Here is a 17,211-nt window from a genome sequence, read left to right as displayed (position 1 = left end):
TTCAGGAGGGTACTCACCACGGGCCAGCCGCGCTAAGCGCTGACCCGGCTCGTGACTTTTTTGATTCGGATTTCCAGCTCTTCCGGGTTGAACGGCTTGACCAGGTAGTCGTCGGCGCCGGCTTTCAGGCACAGGATTTTCTTGCTGGTTTCGTCCGTGCCCGAGAGCATGAGCAGGGGCGTGTTTTCGTAGGCGGCCGAGGCTCGCAGCTCGCGAATGAAGTCCAGGCCGTTCATGATGGGCATTTCGTAGTCGGCCACAATCACGTCGGCCGGCCTTCCCTGGCGCAGCCAGGCCATGGCGTCCCGCCCGTTGGCCGTGAGCACCACATCGTACTCACTCGAGAAGAAGTGCTCCAGAATTAGTTGGATGGCGGGCTCGTCGTCGATAACTAGTAGGGTCTTTTTCATATGCGGAAGCTTGGTGGTGTGGTGAGGCCCGAAGACCAGCGTGGATGATTGGAGAGGTTCCGTTGTTAGTCTATTAATAGAATGATTAGAATCATTTTTTTTAAGCAAACTGTTGTTCGCCAGCAAGTCGCAACGCCCTGCAGCAGGAGTTGCCGAATTCACTTTGTGGCACGAATTCGCCGTCGTAAATGGATAATTTATCTTTGATTAAGGATAAATTATCCATCCCTTGGACATGCCGATGCCATTAGCGAAAATGGGGAGGACCGTGCTGGGAATTCTGGAGGGAGGATAGGACGTACTGATGGAGGGCGGGCCACAGCTACTGCTTCAAGCTGCGCTCAAAGCATTCATTCAGAAAATAATACGGACGCTTTGCGCTTACTGGTTTTACGCCTCTGCAACCCGCAACGGGTAAAGTTGAGCTTTTGGTACTATCAGCTTTGTTATAATAGTTGGGCTAATAGTGCCACTGGCTGCGGAGAGCAGAAGCGTGGCGGAAGCAGTAGTGTGACAGAAATTTTTTAGTTAATCCTCTTATTTTCAATTGGTAGAAGCGCAAATTGGGTTGCTTAATAGCAGAGCTGGATATTGAAAACGTCGGTTATTTGGGTGGTTACCCGGCTGATTGTACGGAGCAGGTTTAGCAGCATTGCAGCCTCGGGATTTTTCTTCAGAATTTCTTCAAATTTCTTCATGTAGCGTTGGGCTTCGTCAATTTGGAGGTTGCCATAAGTCGATTTCAGGGCGTGCACGAGGAGCGTGGCCGCCGGCCAGTCGTGGAGTAGCACGGCCTCCCGCAATTGCACCAGCTGCCTCGGCACGGTGTCGACGAACAGCTGTTGCATTTTGCGCACGAAGCTGGCGTCGTGGGCCAGCCGCCCCAGCCCCTCGAAGCCGTAAGAAGGGACCGATTGCGTGGGGGAACCAGGTTCCGGCATGGGCAGCGGCGCGGGCACTACATCGCGGCCGGTGTTGCGGGCAATGGTGAGGTAAAGGCTGTTTTCGTGGTAGGGCTTCACGAGGCAATCCGTAAAGCCGGCCTGGGTGTAGGAGTCCAGGTCGCTCTTCATGGCATTGGCAGTCAGGGCAATGATGGGGGTTTGCTGGTTGGGGTTGGGCAGGCGGCGCAGCTGTTCGGTCGCTTCCAGGCCGTTCATACGCGGCATCTGAATGTCCATGAGAATCAGGTCGTAGGGCGAAGCATCGGCAATGGCCAGGGCCTGTTCGCCGTCGCTGGCCACGTCGGCCTCCACTTCCCACGACTGAAGCAGCGCCCGCGCCAGAAACGTGTTCACGGGGTTATCTTCCACCAGCAGCACCCGCAGCCCTTGCAGCAGGCCGGCGGCCAGCGGCAGCGGGGCTTCGCGCACCAGCGGCGCCTGGGTGCTCACCGGGAAGGGCAGGTTGAAATAGAACCGGCTGCCCTGGCCCGGCAGGCTGTCGAGCCAGATGCGACCGCCCTGCAGCTCAATCAGGTTCTTGCAGATGGCCAGCCCGAGGCCGGTGCCGCCGTACAGGCGGGAGGTGCTGCTGTTGGCCTGCCCGAAGCTTTTGAACACCCGGTCAAACTTGTCGGCGCTGATGCCAATGCCGGTGTCTTCCACGCAAAACTGCAGGTGCACGAGGTCGGCTTCGTGGTGGCTCACGTCCACGGTCACCGTGACTTCGCCCGCGCTGGTGAACTTGATGGCGTTGTTTATCAGGTTCACCAGCACCTGGTTGAGGCGTACGGGGTCGCCTTCCACTATCGGCAGGGGGTCGTCGTGCACTTCGGCCTGTAGCAGCAAGCCTTTGGCCTCGGCCAGGAAAGCCAGCGACTTGGTGGTGCCGTGCACGATGGCCGCCACGTCGAACGGAATGGTTTCCAGCTCCACCTTGCCCGATTCAATCTTGGCAAAGTCGAGAATGTCGTTGATGACCACCAGCAGGCTCTCCGCGTTCGAGAGGATGAGGTCGAGGTATTCGCCCTGCTCGGGCGTGGTGGCCTGTTTTTTCATGAGCCGCGACAGCCCCACGATGCCGTTCATGGGCGTGCGGATTTCGTGGCTCATGTTGGCCAAAAATATTTCCTTGGCCCGCACCGAGTCTTCGGCCGCAACGCGGGCCCGGTTCAGGTCCGTGATGTCGGCGGCGATGGTGAGCAGGCAGCGGGTGCCGTCGGGCCGGGTAAAGGGCTTTTTGGTGGTGTGGTACCAGGCCTCCTGGCCGTCGCGCCGGCTGTGCTGCACCTCAAAGCTGATGCTGGCCCCGCTGTCGAGCAGGGCCAAATCGTGTTCCAGGGAAATGGCCGGGGCTTTGCGGCCCAGCAGCTCGGCCATGGTGAGGTGGTGCAGCTCGGCGTAGGCGTCGTTGGCCAGAATGAAATGGCCGGCTTCGTCCTGCACGCAAATCGGGTTGGGATTGGCCTCGATTACCTGGCGCACAAATTCCTGCTGGTCGGCCAGCTGCTGCTCAATTTGCTTGCGCTGCGTAATATCCACGCCGTATCCGATGAGGTACGTTACCTGTTCGCGCTCGTTCACCACTGGGTAAAACTTGCGCAGACTGTGCGTGGGGGCATGGTTGGCGGTGGCCTGGGCTTCTTCCCAGGTCACTTCCTGCCGGGTGGCCAGCGCCTGCCGGAACTGCTGCTGGTGCCGCGTGGCAGTGGCTTCGTCCCATTGCAGCGCCTGGCAATAAGCCGCGTAGCTGTCGCCAACAATCGACTGGCTTTCTGCTGCCCGGGCGGCCTCCCGCTGGTTCACAAACAGGCAGGTCTGCTCCACGTCGAACACCGAAATGCGCGCCGGAATGTTGTTGAGAATGTTCTCATAAAATTCCTTCTGCCCAATCAGCTTTTCGGTAAAGTCCTTTTCGTCGTTGATGTCCTGAATAGTGCCCAGTAGCTGTTCCGGGCTGCCGTGGGCGTCGCGCGTGAACACGGTGTCCTGCACCCGAAACCATTTCCATTGCCCGTTTTGCACCCGCAGGCGCAGCTCCATTTGCACGGGACTGCCGGCGGGGGCATTGCGCAGCTTTTCGTGGTGCATGGGCAGCCGCCGCTTATCGTACGGGTGCATCAGGGCTTCCAGCAGGCAAGGTTTCAACTGGCCTATTTCGTCCGAAGGGTATTGCAGTACCTGGTACAGCCGGTCGTTCAGGAAAACCTCTGTTTTAGTAGCTAAGCTGTAGATATACAGCGCGGCGGGCACTGCTTTGGCCAGCTGACTGATAAACGTTTGGCGTTGCGCCAGTTGCTCGCGCAGTTCCCCGCGCAAGCTGCCTTCTTCGCGCAGCCGGGCTTCCAGCTGAGCCACGCGACCACGCAAGGCCCGGTTTTCTGCCCTGGTGGCCCGTGGTCGCAATTCCTTGGCTTCTGTAGTCGGGTTTATTTCCATGCTTGCAATGGCTATTGCGCCTGGGCAGCCAAAAAAGCTACACCAAGCCAGGTAGAACACCCTCCGATTGCCACGCAGTGGTCCGGCAGGACTCGCACGCGGCGAGGCATCAAGGGCAACGGCGAGTCAGGACCCGCCGGGCAGCAATTATTGGGGAGGGCCTCCTGGCAAGGAGGGAGCCATATCTCCCGCAGCCACGCTGCGGGAAGTGTACGGTCTGGGAATTCAGGGAAACCGCCTATTCAGAGCGGCCAGCACAGGACGGATGAGGTACTTTTGGGTAGAACAGCGTAGATGCTGAGGTGGACTAAACAGTAATAAATTTAGTCTGAAAAGGATTGAATATTTAATGAATCTAGATTTTCCGGGGTTGTGTACCACAAATTACGGCAATACTTGCTTCAAGTAATGCCGAATAAATACGGATTAAACTACGTATTTATGCTTAAATAACTGCTGGCGATGGCAATTGGATTGCCGCTTTTGAACGTAAAGTATCGGCCGAATTCCCTACTTTCTATACCATTAGGAGTTCCGCGGTTACCTGGCCGCCAAGCAGCAGCATATTGGTAGTAACCGATTGAAAAGCAAAGTATAGTCGGAACACGGCAGAGCTTTTGGCTCGCGGTAGGTGCCGCCGCGTTGCGGCTCCGACCTACTGCTTAACTTATGTATTGCCAACATACTGCCGCTTTGCGGAGAGGTAACGGCGGAACTTCTAATCATAATTAAGGACCAGACCTATAGATGGGTGATTAGATGCTGCGGCTCACCCCGGCGCGGAATGAACGGAGGTTTAAAAGTCGATAGCGAATAAGGTAGCGTTATCAGCTAGCCTTTCTTATGGCCCCCAAACCGGTGAGCGGCGGCAGATGATGTCCTGACAGCAGAAGCATTCGGCGCGCTACTTTTGGGGCTGCTATGAACGACCCGGAAATTCGCGCTATGTTGTACCCCTTGCTCATCGGTGGGGTGAACATCGACGAGCTGCCCACCGGCACCACCCGCGCCGACGTGGTGCACATCACCCCCGCCTTCATGCACGGCTACGAAGTGAAAGGCGACGGCGACACCTTGCAGCGCGTGGCCAACCAGCTGCGCTGCTACGGCGAAGTGTATGATTTCGTCACCTTCGTGGTCACCGAAAAGCACCTGCCCAAGCTGCTGCCTCTGCTGCCCGAATGGGTGGGCGTGCTGGTGGCTTCGGCCGCAGGCCTGCGCGCCCACCGCGCCGCCCGCTACAACGCCACCGTGGCCATGGCGCCCATTGCCCGCCTGCTGCTCCTGACCGAGGTAAAGCAGTTCCTGCTCGCCCGGGGCCTCACCGGCGTGAGCACGCTGCGGAGCCGGGAAATCAGCCAGTTTCTGCGTACTACGGGCCTGGTCACGCTTTCCAGCCTGGCCCAGTATGTGCGCGAGCGCCTGATGGCCCGCCTGCCCGAGCGCCTGCTGCTGCGGGCCGAGCGCAAGGCCGAGCGGGAGCGGCTGCCGCCCCGCAAAGCCCGCCCCAAAGCCAGGCGCAGGAAGCCCGCGCCGCGCAAAAAAGCCCGCGCTGTATAGCAGCGCAGGCTTTTTCGTTGTCGATGGGCTGGCTCAATTGGTCGTTCAACTGTAACCGGGGTGTAAGTTGCTCGTTGCTCGTTGCTCGTTGTCAGCCACGATGTTGATTACGTGCTAACAACTAACAACTAACAACTAAACAGGCCAACGTTATTTCTTCTTGAGGGCGGCAGCTACGGCTTGGTTTAGCAGCGGCTCCATCACGCGGTAGCCGGCGAGATTGGGGTGGACACCGTCTTCACCGTAGGCTTTTTTCAGGCCGTTCTGCTCGTCTTTCAGGGCGGTGTGCATGTCGTAGTACACGAGCTTGTGCCGGGCGGCGTAGGCATTGATTTGCTGGTTGAGGGCAATGATTTTGGGGGCCGGGTTCAGGCCCTTGCGCCACCAGAAATCAACCGAAGGGGCTACCGCGCCCAGCACCACGCGAATGCCGTGGGCCTGCGCCAGCTCGGCCATCGTCATGATGTTGTTCATCGTGGTTTGAGGGTTGTAAGGGCCGTTGTTTTCGGCCACATCATTGGTGCCCACCAGGATAACGACGACCGCCGGATGCAGGTCGATAACATCGGGCCGGAAGCGCACCACGGTCTGCCCGGTGGCCTGCCCGCTGATGCCGCGGCCCACATACTCATAGGTGTTGCCTTTGAAGAAGGCCGAGTCTTCCTTCACCCAGCCCTCGGTGATGGAGTTGCCGATGATGACCACGCGGGGCACGCCGGGTGTGGGCGCGGGCAGGCGCCGGTTGGCAGCGGCGTAGCGCTCCAAGTTGGGCCAGTCGTTGTGCAGCAGGTATTCCTGCCGCTGATGGTAAGCATCATCAGCCGCTTTTTTGGCATCGGCGGCCGGCTGCTGGGCGCAGGCCACTCCCGGTGCCAGCAACAGGGCCAGCAGCCCGGTGGATGGAATTTTCATAACGGCGGCAAAATAAGCATTCCCTCTCCCTCAAAAGCACCTACAGCAGTTCTCAGCTTTTCACTTGGTGTAAAGCCTCTTAAACTACTCTAATTGACCATCATGGTCATGATGGAGTGCGCGGCGGCCGTGGTTTTAGCTCCTTGCCCCACCATCCAGAGCTGGAAATCCTGGGGTTTGTCGGTCTGGTTCATCACCACCACGGCCACGCTGCCGTCGGGGTTGCGGAAGGCGGTGGTTTGGAGGGCATCGCGGTTGGCGGTGGCGGCAATGCGCCGGGCGCCGGGCCGGATGAACTTCGAGAAGTGCCCGATGTAATAGTAGGCGTTGGTGTAGAGGAGCTTGCCGGTTTTGGTGTCGGCGATGACGGGGGCGAAGCAGAAGTTGCCGACGTGGTTGGGGCCGCCGGTTTCGTCGAGCAGCACGTTCCAATCGGTCCAGCCCACGGTGCCGGCGTTGAAGTCGCCAATCATCGAGTTGCCGTATTTCTCGCCCAGCGCCCAGTCATCCACTTTGGTCAGGTCGAATTTCTCCTTGCAGCCTTCGGTGAAAATCAGGTTTTTGTCGGGGTAGGTTTCGTGCACGCGGCGCTCGTTGTCGAACAGCATGGCGCTGCCGGTCCAGGTCTCGTACCAGTGGTAGCCGATGCCCCACACGTACTTGGCGGCGGCGGGGTCGTCAAGCACGGTGCTGGCGCGTTGGAACAGCAGGTCGCGGTTGTGGTCCCAGGCAATGAGCTTTTTCGAGCCCAGTCCGCCTTTGGCCAGCGTAGGGCCGAGGTAGCCCTTGATGAAGTCGCGCTCGTCTTCGCCGGTGAACACGCAGGACTCCCACTTCTGGGTGGCCATGGGCTCGTTCTGCACCGTGAGGCCCCAGATGGGAATGCCCAGCTGCTCGTAGGTCTTGATGAACTTGACGTAGTAGTCGGCCCAGGCCTGGCGGTACTGGGGCAGCAGCTTGCCGCCGTGCAGCATGTCGCCGTTGGTTTTCATCCAGCCGGGCGGGCTCCAGGGGCTCACAAACAGCGTCAATTTGCCACCGGCCGCCGCCATCACCTGCTTGATGAAGGGGATGCGAAACTGCTCGTCGTGCTTCACGCTGAAGGTTTTCAGCGCCTCGTCCTTGTCATCCACGTAGGTGTAGCTGCCACTCGAAAAGTCGGAGCTGTGGATGCTGGTGCGGCCCAGCGTGTAGCCGATGCCGGCCGACGGGCTGTAGTACGCTTTCAGGAATTCCTGCTGCTGGGGCTTGGGCAGCTTGGCAAAGGTTTCGGCCGAGGCATCGGTGAGCGCCCCGCCAATGCCGAGCATGGTCTGGAAGGAATGGCCGGGGTCGACGAACACGCAAACCTGGGTTTCGAGCGGCTGCCCCACGGGCTGAAACGTCAGCTCCTCGCCCGCGGCCAGGCGCTTGTCGGTGCCGGCCACGGTGGCAAACACACGGGCCTTTTTACCAGCGGCAGAATACGCGGCAGCAGGACTTTTGGTGGAATTTTGGGCGGCTGCACTGCCGAGGCCGAGCGTCGACAATAGCAGCGCGGAAAGGAATTTTTGGGTCATTGCGGGTGGGGAATGTAAGGAGCACAAAGCTAAAGTTCGTGCTGTAGAAAAGTAAATTATTGCTTGCTGATTTTGAATTCGGTGTTGAAACCAGCGCTGCTGATGCGTACCAGGTACAGGCCGCTTTTCAGGCCGGATAGGTCGATGCTGTTCTGCGCGCCCGTGGTTTCGTACGCTTTGCTGAGCACCTGGCGGCCGGCCGTGTCGCGCACCGTGAGGCGGTGGGCTTTGAGGCCGGCGGGCAGCCGGTAGGTCAGGAAATTGGTCACCGGGTTGGGGTAGAAGCCGGCCGGCGCACTGCGGGCGGGGCTGGTGGCCAGCGCCGCGCCCTGGTCGGCAAACAGCCACTTCTGGTTGCTGCCGCTGGCCCAGTCCCGCTGCTCAATGCTGGCCCCATCGGCCGTGGAGGCGTTGAGCACGCCCATCGCCTTGCCGCTGTCCTTGTTGAAGATGCGGTAGGAGCCGTCGCCGTTGGCGGAAATTTGCCAAAGCTGGCTGTTGGTCGTGAGCCAGTCGGCTTGCTCAATCAGGGTGCCGTTCACGTTCGAAGCACCGTCGAGGTCCAACGTCTTGCTGCTGTTCAGGTTCACGATGCGCACGTAGCCGCCGCCGCCGTCCACGAGCTGCCATTTCTGGTTAGTGCCCGCGTTCCAGGTGCCTTGCTGAAGGGGGGCGCCGTTGGCCAGCGAGCTGCCGGCGATTTCGAGCGCCTTGCCGCCATTGCGCGAGCTGATTTCGTAGAGGCGCCCCAGCGGCGGCCCGGCGTAGTTGCTCACGATGGGCGTGCCGTTGTAATTGCCACCGCCGGGGTAATTGATGAGGCCGAGCACGCCGGGCGAAATCGCATTCACGGTCGTGTTCGGCACGCAGTTGGCAAACAGAATATTAGTCAGCACCTGGCTCAGGCCGCTGGTGCCGTCCACGATGAAGGGCGGGTTGATGTGCAGCAGCGCCGCGTTGTTGCCGGCTTCGAAGCGCTTGTAGGTCCAGTGGCACCAGCCAATGCCGACGGAGTTCAGGCTCACGGCCGCGTCGTGCATCCAGGCATCGGTGTTTTCGCCGGTTTCGCCCACCCAGATGGGCACGCTGTTGTCGGTGCGGAAGCGCGTGAGGTTGCCGATGGTGCGCAGGTTGTTGGGGCTGCCGGGGTCGGTCGAGCTCACGTTGTTATCGAGCAGATAGCCGGTGCCGCTGTAGCGGTGCGAATTGTAGACCAGGTTGGCCTGGTTGGTGAAGGTGCGCTTCTCCATGAGGTTGAAGTCGTTGCCAAAACCATTGCCTTCCAGCAGTAGCAAGTGGTTGTCGCCCTGGGCCCGCACCGTGTTGATGAGCCGCTCCAGCAGGTTATGAATCGGCTGGTTGCTGGGGAGGTTGTTGGGCTCGTTCAGCAGGTCGTACATGGCCACGCGGGCGTCGTTCTTGTAGCGCGCCGAAATCGTTTCCCACAGCCGGTTGGTGATGTCCTGATAAATGGCCTGATTCCACAAGTCCAGGGGCTGGATGGCGTCGGCGATATTCACGTCGGTGCCCTGCGAGCCGGGGGCGGCGTGCAAATCCAGGATGACGTACATGTTGTTGGCCGCGCACCAGGCCAGGGTGTTGTCAATCAGGCGCAGGGCCTCCATGTTGGCCGGGTCCACAAACAGCTGGTTGGCGTTGTACCAGTTGGTGAGCGAGCTGACGTAGGCCGCGTAGGTGGTGGTGCCGCGCAGCACACTGTTGCGCACGGCCCGCTGGGTGGGCGTCAGAAACAGGTCGTAGTGCAGCGGCAGGCGCACGCAGTTGAAGCCTTTGGAGGCGATGTAGTCGATGTCGGGCCGGGTGATGAAGTTGTTGCGGTAGCTCTGGTAGAAGGCTTCCACGTCCGCGTCGCTCATCCCGAAGTTGTAGAGCGTCTTTTTGACCGTGCCCTGGGTCTGGCGGCCGTTGATGCCCGGCCAGCCCGGCTTGATGATGTAGCCTTCCTGCAGCGCCCAGCCGCCCAGGTTCACGCCGTTCAGCAGCACTTCCTGGTTGCCGGCGTTCAGAATCTGGCCCCCGGTGGCGTGCAAAAAGCTCTGCGCAAATGCCCCATTGGCAAATCCGCCAAGTACCAGCACCATAACCAGCAAGCGTTTCAGGCGGCGAAGACCGGGGACGGGAAATGTGAAAGCAGGACGCACGGTGGTGGGATTTTGGTGGGCAGATAAGGCTCGGAAATAGCTTGGTGCCAGGCATTCGGGCCGCCAGCGGGTAGCCGACGGCCCGGGCCGAGGGCCTATTGTTTGCTGATTTTAAAAGACGTGTTATACGTTGAGCTGGCCAGGCGAACCAGGTAAAGCCCGCCTGGCAATGTCGAAACGTCAACGGTGTTTTGCTCGCCGGTGCCTTCGTACGCTTTGGTCATTACCAGGCGGCCGGCCAGGTCGAGCACTGTGAGCTGGTGCGATTTCACGGTGGCCGGCACTTGGTAGGTCAGGCTGTTGGCCACCGGGTTGGGATAAAAGCCAACGGCTGCATTCTGGGCGGTGCCGCTGGCCAGCGCCGTGCGGGCCGCGCCCTGGTCGCTGAAATACCAGCGCTGGTTGTTGCCGCCGCCGTACGTCCACTGCTGCATGCCGGTGCCATCGGCCGTAGAGCTGTTGGGCACATCAAGAGCCTTGCCGCTGAACTTGTTGATGAGGCGGTAGGTGCCGTCGCCGTTGCTGAGAATCTGCCAGTACTGGCTGTCCTGGTTCAGCCAGTCCCACTGGTGCAGCAGGGCCCCGTCGGCGGTGGAAGGCCCGACTACGTCCAGCGACTTGTTGCTGTTCAGGTTCACCACGCGCACGTAGCCGCTGCCCACGTCGAACAGCTTCCATTTCTGGTTGGCGGCGCTGGCCCAGCCCCATTGCTGCACCTTGCCCCCGTTGGCCTGCGAGCCGGCGGAAACCTCCAGCGCCTTGCCGCCATTCTTGCAGCTGATTTCGTAGATGCGCCCCAGCGCCGGGCCGGTGTAGCCGGTGCCCGTGGTGCCGTTGTAGTTGCCGCCGCCGGGGTAGTTCACAATGCCGTTCTGGTTGGGGGCAATGGCGGCCACGGTGCTGTTGGGCACGCAGTTGGCAAACAGGATGTTTGTTAGCACCTGGTTTAGGCCCGCGGTGCCATCCACAATAAAGGGCGAGTTGATGTGCATGAGCGCCGGGTTGTTGCCGTTCTCGAAGCGCTTATAGGTCCAGTGGCACCAGCCGATGCCCACCGAGTTGAGGGCCGTGGCTGCGTCGTGCATCCAGGTGTCGGTGTTTTCGCCGGTTTCGCCCACCCAGATGGGCACGTCGTTGTCGATGCGGAACTGCTTCATGGTCCCGATGAAGCGCAGGGTATTGGGCCCGCCCCCGGTGGAGTTCACCCCGTTGTCCAGCTCGTAGCCGGTGCCGCTGTAGCGGTGCGAGTTGTACACCAGGTTGGCCTGGTTGGTGAAGGTGCGCTTCTCCATGTAGTTGAAGTCGTTGCCGAAGCCGTTGCCTTCCAGCAAGAGCATATGGTTGTCGCCCTGCGCCCGGATGGTATTGATGAGCCGTTGCAGCAAGTCGTGGATGGCCGGATTGCTGGGCACGTTGTTGGGCTCGTTTATCAGGTCGTACATGGCCACGCGGGCGTCGTTCTTGTAGCGTCCCGAGATGGTGTTCCACAGCCGGTTGGTGATGTCCTGGTTGATGGTCTGGTTCCACAAATCCAGGGGCTGGATGGCGTCGGCGATGTTCACGTCGGTACCCTGCGAGCCGGGCGCGGCGTGCAGGTCCAGGATGACGTACATGTTGTTGGCCGCGCACCAGCTCAGCACGTTATCAATCATGCGGTACGCCTCCATGTTGGCCGGGTCCGTGAACAGCTGGTTGGCGTTGTACCAGCTCGTGAGCGAGCCCAGGTAGGAGGCGTACGTGGTGGTGCCGCGCAGCACGCTGTTGCGCACGGCGCGTTGGGCGGGCGTCAGAAACAGGTCGTAGTGCAGCGGCAGGCGCACGCAGTTGAAGCCCTTGCTGGCGATGTAGTCGATATCGGCCTTGGTAATGAAGTTGTTGCGGTAGCTCTGGTAGAAATTATCGACGGCCGCGTCGGTCATGCCGAAGTTGTAGAGCGTCTGTTTCACGGTGCCCTGGGTCTGGCGGCCGTTGATGCCCGGCCAGCCCGGCTTGATGATGTAGCCTTCCTGCACGGCCCAGCCGCCCAGGTTCACGCCGTTCAGCAGCACTTCCTGGTTGCTGGCGTTCAGGATTTTGGGGCCTGCGGTATGCAGAAAGCTTTGCGCCGAAGCGGCCGGAATCAGGCCCGCGAAGGCCAGCAGCAGGGCCAGCAACCGGAGCAGGGCGCGGGCCTGAGGCCGGGGCGCGGGTTCGCGAAAAGTAGTAGTGCTTCTCATAGACGGGTGGGATTTTGGGAAATGGAAGTGTAGGAAAAAGTGCTGCGCAGGCCGCAGCGGCAACTCAGAAGCCTTGGGCACGAAGCCGCAGGAAGCCGGCAAAATGCTCCTGCAAACGCCCGTAAATACTGCTTAATACCGTATGCCAGCGCAGGCAAATGTAGCCGCCGCTTTCGCAATAAAATCAAACAAAAGGGCCTGTTTTACGCCCTGCAATGCCCTTTTTACGTGCGCGCATACACCTACTGCACACGCCCAAAACCCAAAGACTGGCCTGGCCCCGCCAGAAACCCTACCTGGCGGGTGGCAGCCTCATCCGTTAAAAAACAACTGAAAAGCTGCCCAGCCGGCAAAATATTCCGGCCGTTACCAAACATAGGTGCCCACCGAGCCGCCGTAGAGCGAGGTAGTCGCCGTTTTGCCTTTGTAGAGGATGTCGAACGTCTGGAGTGTGTTGCTGGTGTTGAGCACCAGTAGCACCTTTTTGCCAGCGGGCGTTTTGTAGGCCACGTTGGGCAGGTTGGTGAGCGTGGTGGAGCCGATGCGCACCGAGCCGGGCCGCACGAATTTGCTGGCGTGGGCCACCGTGTAATAGGCTGGGTTGCGGGTCACGGCGTTGCCGGCCACAGTGATGGCGCCCAGGCACTGGTTGCAGCCGCCGCTGGTGTGGGGGCCGTAGTACTGGTCGTTGGCCAGGTTCCACTCCAGCACGTTGCGGCTCCAGTTGCGCGGGGCCCCGATAATCAGGTTGTTGACGTGCCAGGCCACATCGCCGGCAAACGAGCCGGGTGCCTGCGTCCACTGCTCGGTGAAGTACACGTTCTTGGTCGGGTAGGCATTATGCACCTGCGTCAGGGCATCAATGGAGCCGCCGTAGAGGTGGAAGGCCGAGCCGTCGACGAAAGGCCGGGCGCCCGCGTCGTTGAGCACCGCGATGGGGTAGTCGGGGCGGTCGGCATTGTGGTCGTAGGCAATGATTTTGGTGCTGATGCCCGCCGCCGCGAAGGCCGGGCCCACATTGGTCCTGATGAATTCGGCCTGTTCGGCGGCCTGCATCACCATGCTGGGGTTGTTGTTAGGGTTCAGCGGCTCGTTCTGGAGCGTCACGGCATCGATGCGAATGCCCTCGGCGGCCATCTGCTGGATGTATTTGACGAAGTACCGGGCGTAGGCGTCGTAGTACTGGGGCAGCAGGCTGCCGTTTATCGGGCTGCGGTTGGTCTTCATCCACGACGGCGCCGTCCAGGGCGAGCCCAGGATTTTGATGTTGGGGTTGATGGCCAGGATTTCGCGCAGCAGCGGAAGCAGGTGCGTCTGGTCGGGGCCGAGGCTGAAACTAGCCAGCGGCACGTCGGTCTGGCTGGTGGGCACGTCGTCGTAGGTAAATACCTGGTCGCTCAGGTCCGAAGCCCCGATGCTGATGCGCAGGTAGCTCACGCCCAGCCAGGTACTGTCGGTGGCAAACAACTCGCGCAGCAGGGCCGCCCGCTCGGTATTGCCCATCTGGTGAATGACGGAGGCGCTGCCGCCGGTCAGGCAATAGCCGAAGCCGTCCATGGTCTGGTAGGTCTGGGCGGTATCCACGGCAATGGCCACGTTCTGACTGGCGGCCGCGCTGAAATTGATGACCACCCGCTGCCTGGCGAAGAGCGCCGACTTATCGGCGTTGGTAACCCAGGCCGCCACTTGCGACGGGCCCAGCGGCGGCGTCACCACCACCACCGGCGGCGTTGGGGTAGGGGAGTCGCCGCCTTTTTTCTGGCAGCCCATGCTGGTCAGCACCAGGCTCATACCAATTGCCAGCAGCTCGGTTCGGATACGTTTCATAGACGGGAATTCTGAGAGAGGAAGAAGCGTATAAGTGCCCGAACTGCCGGTAGGGCCGCCCTAGGCGGTCGGACCGGAGCATACGGTTTTTGCTGTGCAACTACTTAATCGGGGTCAACTACCACACGTAAGTGCCCACGGCCCCCGCCGGCAGTGTGCTGCTGATGAGCCGGCCCTGGGCGCGAATGTTGAAAGACTGCGGCGCGGGCCCGTCGTTCTCCACGATGACGACGCGGCGGCCGTCCGGGGCGCGGAAAGCCACGTTGGGCAGCGTGGCCGGCGTGGTGGAGGCAATGCGTACCGAGCCCGGCCGGGCAAACTTGGCGGCGTGGGCAATGATGTAGTACGCGGGGTTGCGCGTCACCTCGTTGCCGGCCAGCGTGATGGCACCCAGGCACTGGTTGCAGCCGCCGGGCGTGTGCGGGTTTTGCTGCGGGTCGGCGGCCAGGTTCCATTCCAGCACGGTGCGGGCCCAGTTGCGGGTGGCCCCGATGATGAGGTTTTTGACGTGCCAGCCCAAGTTATCTTCAAACTTGCTGCGCGAACCCACCCATTGCTCGGTGAAATACAGGTTCTTGTTCGGAAAGGTGTCGTGGACCCGCGAGAGGGCCTCAACCTTGCCCGCGTACAGGTGAAAGGCCGCGCCGTCGACGTACTGCGCGGCATCTGCGTCGGCCAACACTGTGAGCGGGTACTCCGGCTTGTCGGCGTTGTGGTCGTACACGATGATTTTTGTGTTCAGCTTAGCGGTGCGGAACGCCGGGCCGAGGCTCTTCTTGATGAAATCGGCTTGCTCGATGGCGGGCATCAGCAAGCTGGGATTGTTGCCGGGGTGCAGGGGTTCGTTCTGCACCGTAACGGCGTCGAGGCCAATGCCAGCGGCTTTCATGCCTTGCAGGTATTTCACGAAATACTGCGCGTAAGCGTCGTAAAACTCGGGCTTCAGACTGCCGCCCTTGGAGTTTTCGTTGGTCTTCATCCACGGCGGCGGCGACCAGGGCGAGCCCAGGATTTTAAGGGTCGGGTTGATGGCCAGAATCTCCTTCAGCACCGGAATCAGGTGGGCCTGGTCGGGGGCGAGGCTGAACTGGGCCAGGGCGGGGTCGGTCTGGCCCGCCGGCAGGTCGTCGTAGCTGAAAACCCGGTCGTCGAGGTCCGACGCGCCGATGCTGATGCGCAGGTAGCTCACGCCAATGCTGGTGCCGGCGGTGCCGAACAATTCGTGCAGCAGCTTGGCCCGCTCGGGCGCGCCCATTTGGTGCAGCAACTGGGCGCTGCCGCCCGTGAGGCAGTACCCAAAGCCGTCGATGGACTGGAAACGCTGCTGGTCATCCACTTCAATGGTCGGGTTGTTGTTGGCCGCCGCGCCAAATGTCAGGCGGCCGGGCTGCTGCCGAAACAACACCGACTTATCGGGCGTGGTCAGCCAGAAGGCGACGTTGGCTTTCTTGGCGGGGTGGGCGGCGGGCGTGGGCCGTGGCGCCTCGTGGGCACTGGCCCCGAAGGCCAGCAGGACGAAGGCCATGGGCAGCCAGCGGTGGGACTTTGTGGACATAGAAGGGTGGGGCGGTGAGCTTGAAATCGATTGCGGCCAGTAGTTGAACCAAATGGTCAACCAGATGCCGCTTGGCTTTGCTATAATCCGTTGGAAAAATGCCGTTCCAGGGCAGGTACTCTAATTGTTCCCACCATGTTTCCCTGCCCCGAAACGGCGACTTCCTTAGTACCCCGGATTTTGCTGGAGCTGGGCGTTGTTGTTGATTTCGGCCTGCGGAATGGGGAAGAGCAGGTAATTCACGTCGCGTGCGCCGTTGGGGCGGGTCGCAATCAGGTCGAGGGCCGTGATGGCGTGGGCGCCGGGCGTCACCTGGTTGTGGCGGGCGTAGCGCAGCAGGTCAAACCACCGCTCGCCTTCGAAGGCCAGCTCCAGGCGGCGCTGGGTATCGATTTCGTTGCGCAGCGTTTGCGTGCTGGCGGCTTCGGGCGAGGCCAGGGTGAGGGCGGCCAGGCCGGCGCGCACGCGCACGCGGTTCAGCTTGTCGAGGCAGTCCTGGGTGGGGCCGCTTTGCTCATTGGCGGCTTCGGCGTACATCAGCAGCACGTCGGCCAAGCGCAGCACATAGGTGTTGTCGGGACTGTTGAAGCCGTTGGGGTTGCTCGGCCACTTGTACACGAAGGGCCCGCTGTCGTTGCCCGAGCCGCTGCCCTGGATGTAGCTGGCGTGGTCCACGCCACCCAGCACCGTGCCGATGGTGGCCCAGCGGCGGTCGGCCGGAGTTGGCAGCGCAATCAGGTTAGCAGTGGGGATGTTGAACTTCGCAAACGAGTAGGTAGCCGGCGGGTTGGGCAGCAGCAAGTCGGGCAGGATGTTGCCGCCGTCGGCGGTGCCAGCAAACTGCACTTCGAAGATGGACTCCGGCTTGTTATCGGCCGGGTACAGGGATTTGAAAGGAGCGTTCAGCGAGTACGAACTGTTGCTCAGTACTTTGTTGGCGGCGGCAACAACGGCCGGCCACTGGCGCAGGGTGAGTTGCACCCGGGCCAGCAGGGCGTTGGCTGCGCTTTTGGTGACGCGGGTGGGGTTCTGGCTGGGGGCGAGGGCATCGGCTTGGGCTAAGTCTTCGATGATGCGGGCGTACACCTGGTCGGCGGGGGTGCGGGGCAGGGCAATCACGGCCGGGTCGCCGGTTTCGGTGGGCTCCAGGCGCAGGGGCACCGCGCCGTACAGCTTCACCAGGTTGAAGTAGTGCAGGGCGCGCAGGAAGCGCGCCTCGCCCAGAATCTCGTTGCGGCGGGCCACGGGCATCGACACCGTGGGCACGTATTTCAGCACCGCATTGGCGCGGTTGATGCCGATGTACGAATCGCGAAACACATTGTAAACCTGGCTGCTGCTGGGCGTCCACTGAATTTTGTCGAGCCCCAGCACGTCGCCGTTGGTGGTGGTGCAGTCGTCGGAGGGCATTTCGCCCACCACGTTCAGGTCCTGGCCATAGGTGCCGGTGAATTGCAGCGCGTCGTAAGCGCCCGTGATGGCGGCTTCGGCGTCGTCGGCACTCTTGAAGAAGTTGTTAGGCGACACGCTGGGCAGCGGCTCTTTATCGAGCACGTTGCAGGCGGCACCGCCCAGAAGCAGGGCGCAAAAGCCGGGGATGAGAAATTTTTTCATGATAAAACGGGGTGGG

Annotated in this window: 10 protein-coding genes; 1 reads left to right on the top strand and 9 read right to left on the bottom strand. The window is 61.1% G+C overall.

Annotated features, from left to right (window positions below; translation table 11 throughout):
* Positions 1-32 precede the first annotated feature (32 nt).
* On the bottom strand, positions 33-410 hold the full coding sequence (locus J4G38_RS17980) for a response regulator transcription factor (RefSeq protein WP_210520382.1): 378 nt from the start codon (positions 408-410) through the stop codon (positions 33-35).
* A 572-nt stretch (positions 411-982) separates the two neighbouring features.
* Complete coding sequence (locus J4G38_RS17975) at positions 983-3,790, bottom strand: ATP-binding protein (RefSeq protein WP_210520383.1); 2,808 nt, start codon at positions 3,788-3,790, stop codon at positions 983-985.
* A 945-nt stretch (positions 3,791-4,735) separates the two neighbouring features.
* Here J4G38_RS17975 and J4G38_RS17970 point away from each other — a divergent pair.
* A complete protein-coding gene (locus J4G38_RS17970; protein ID WP_210520385.1) occupies positions 4,736-5,350 on the top strand; it encodes a sce7726 family protein in 615 nt (204 codons plus the stop codon).
* Between the two features lie 150 nt (positions 5,351-5,500).
* On the opposite strand, the gene J4G38_RS17965 is transcribed toward J4G38_RS17970, so the two are convergent.
* From J4G38_RS17965 to J4G38_RS17935, 7 genes are all read right to left on the bottom strand, one after another.
* Positions 5,501-6,262, bottom strand: coding sequence for a GDSL-type esterase/lipase family protein (locus J4G38_RS17965; protein WP_210520387.1), 762 nt, complete (start codon positions 6,260-6,262; stop codon positions 5,501-5,503).
* Between the two features lie 89 nt (positions 6,263-6,351).
* Positions 6,352-7,821, bottom strand: coding sequence for a glycoside hydrolase family 30 protein (locus tag J4G38_RS17960; protein WP_210520390.1), 1,470 nt, complete (start codon positions 7,819-7,821; stop codon positions 6,352-6,354).
* Between the two features lie 56 nt (positions 7,822-7,877).
* Entirely contained in the window at positions 7,878-9,983 is a 2,106-nt protein-coding gene (locus J4G38_RS17955; RefSeq protein WP_210520391.1) for an RICIN domain-containing protein, read from the bottom strand.
* Between the two features lie 95 nt (positions 9,984-10,078).
* Positions 10,079-12,199, bottom strand: a complete 2,121-nt coding sequence (locus J4G38_RS17950; protein WP_210520393.1) for an RICIN domain-containing protein — start codon at positions 12,197-12,199, stop codon at positions 10,079-10,081.
* Between the two features lie 366 nt (positions 12,200-12,565).
* Entirely contained in the window at positions 12,566-14,026 is a 1,461-nt protein-coding gene (locus J4G38_RS17945; RefSeq protein ID WP_226163533.1) for a glycoside hydrolase family 30 protein, read from the bottom strand.
* Between the two features lie 118 nt (positions 14,027-14,144).
* The gene (locus J4G38_RS17940; protein WP_226163532.1) at positions 14,145-15,581 is read right to left on the bottom strand and encodes a glycoside hydrolase family 30 protein; all 1,437 of its coding nucleotides are present in this window, start codon (positions 15,579-15,581) and stop codon (positions 14,145-14,147) included.
* A gap of 165 nt (positions 15,582-15,746) precedes the next feature.
* Positions 15,747-17,195: a RagB/SusD family nutrient uptake outer membrane protein gene (locus J4G38_RS17935; protein WP_210520395.1), complete on the bottom strand. Its 1,449-nt coding sequence runs from the start codon at positions 17,193-17,195 to the stop codon at positions 15,747-15,749.
* Positions 17,196-17,211: the final 16 nt, after the last annotated feature.

This window comes from Hymenobacter terricola (genome assembly GCF_017921975.2).
In the GTDB taxonomy this organism is placed as follows: Bacteria; Bacteroidota; Bacteroidia; order Cytophagales; family Hymenobacteraceae; genus Hymenobacter; species Hymenobacter terricola.
This window is presented reverse-complemented; position numbering and strand designations above follow the sequence as displayed.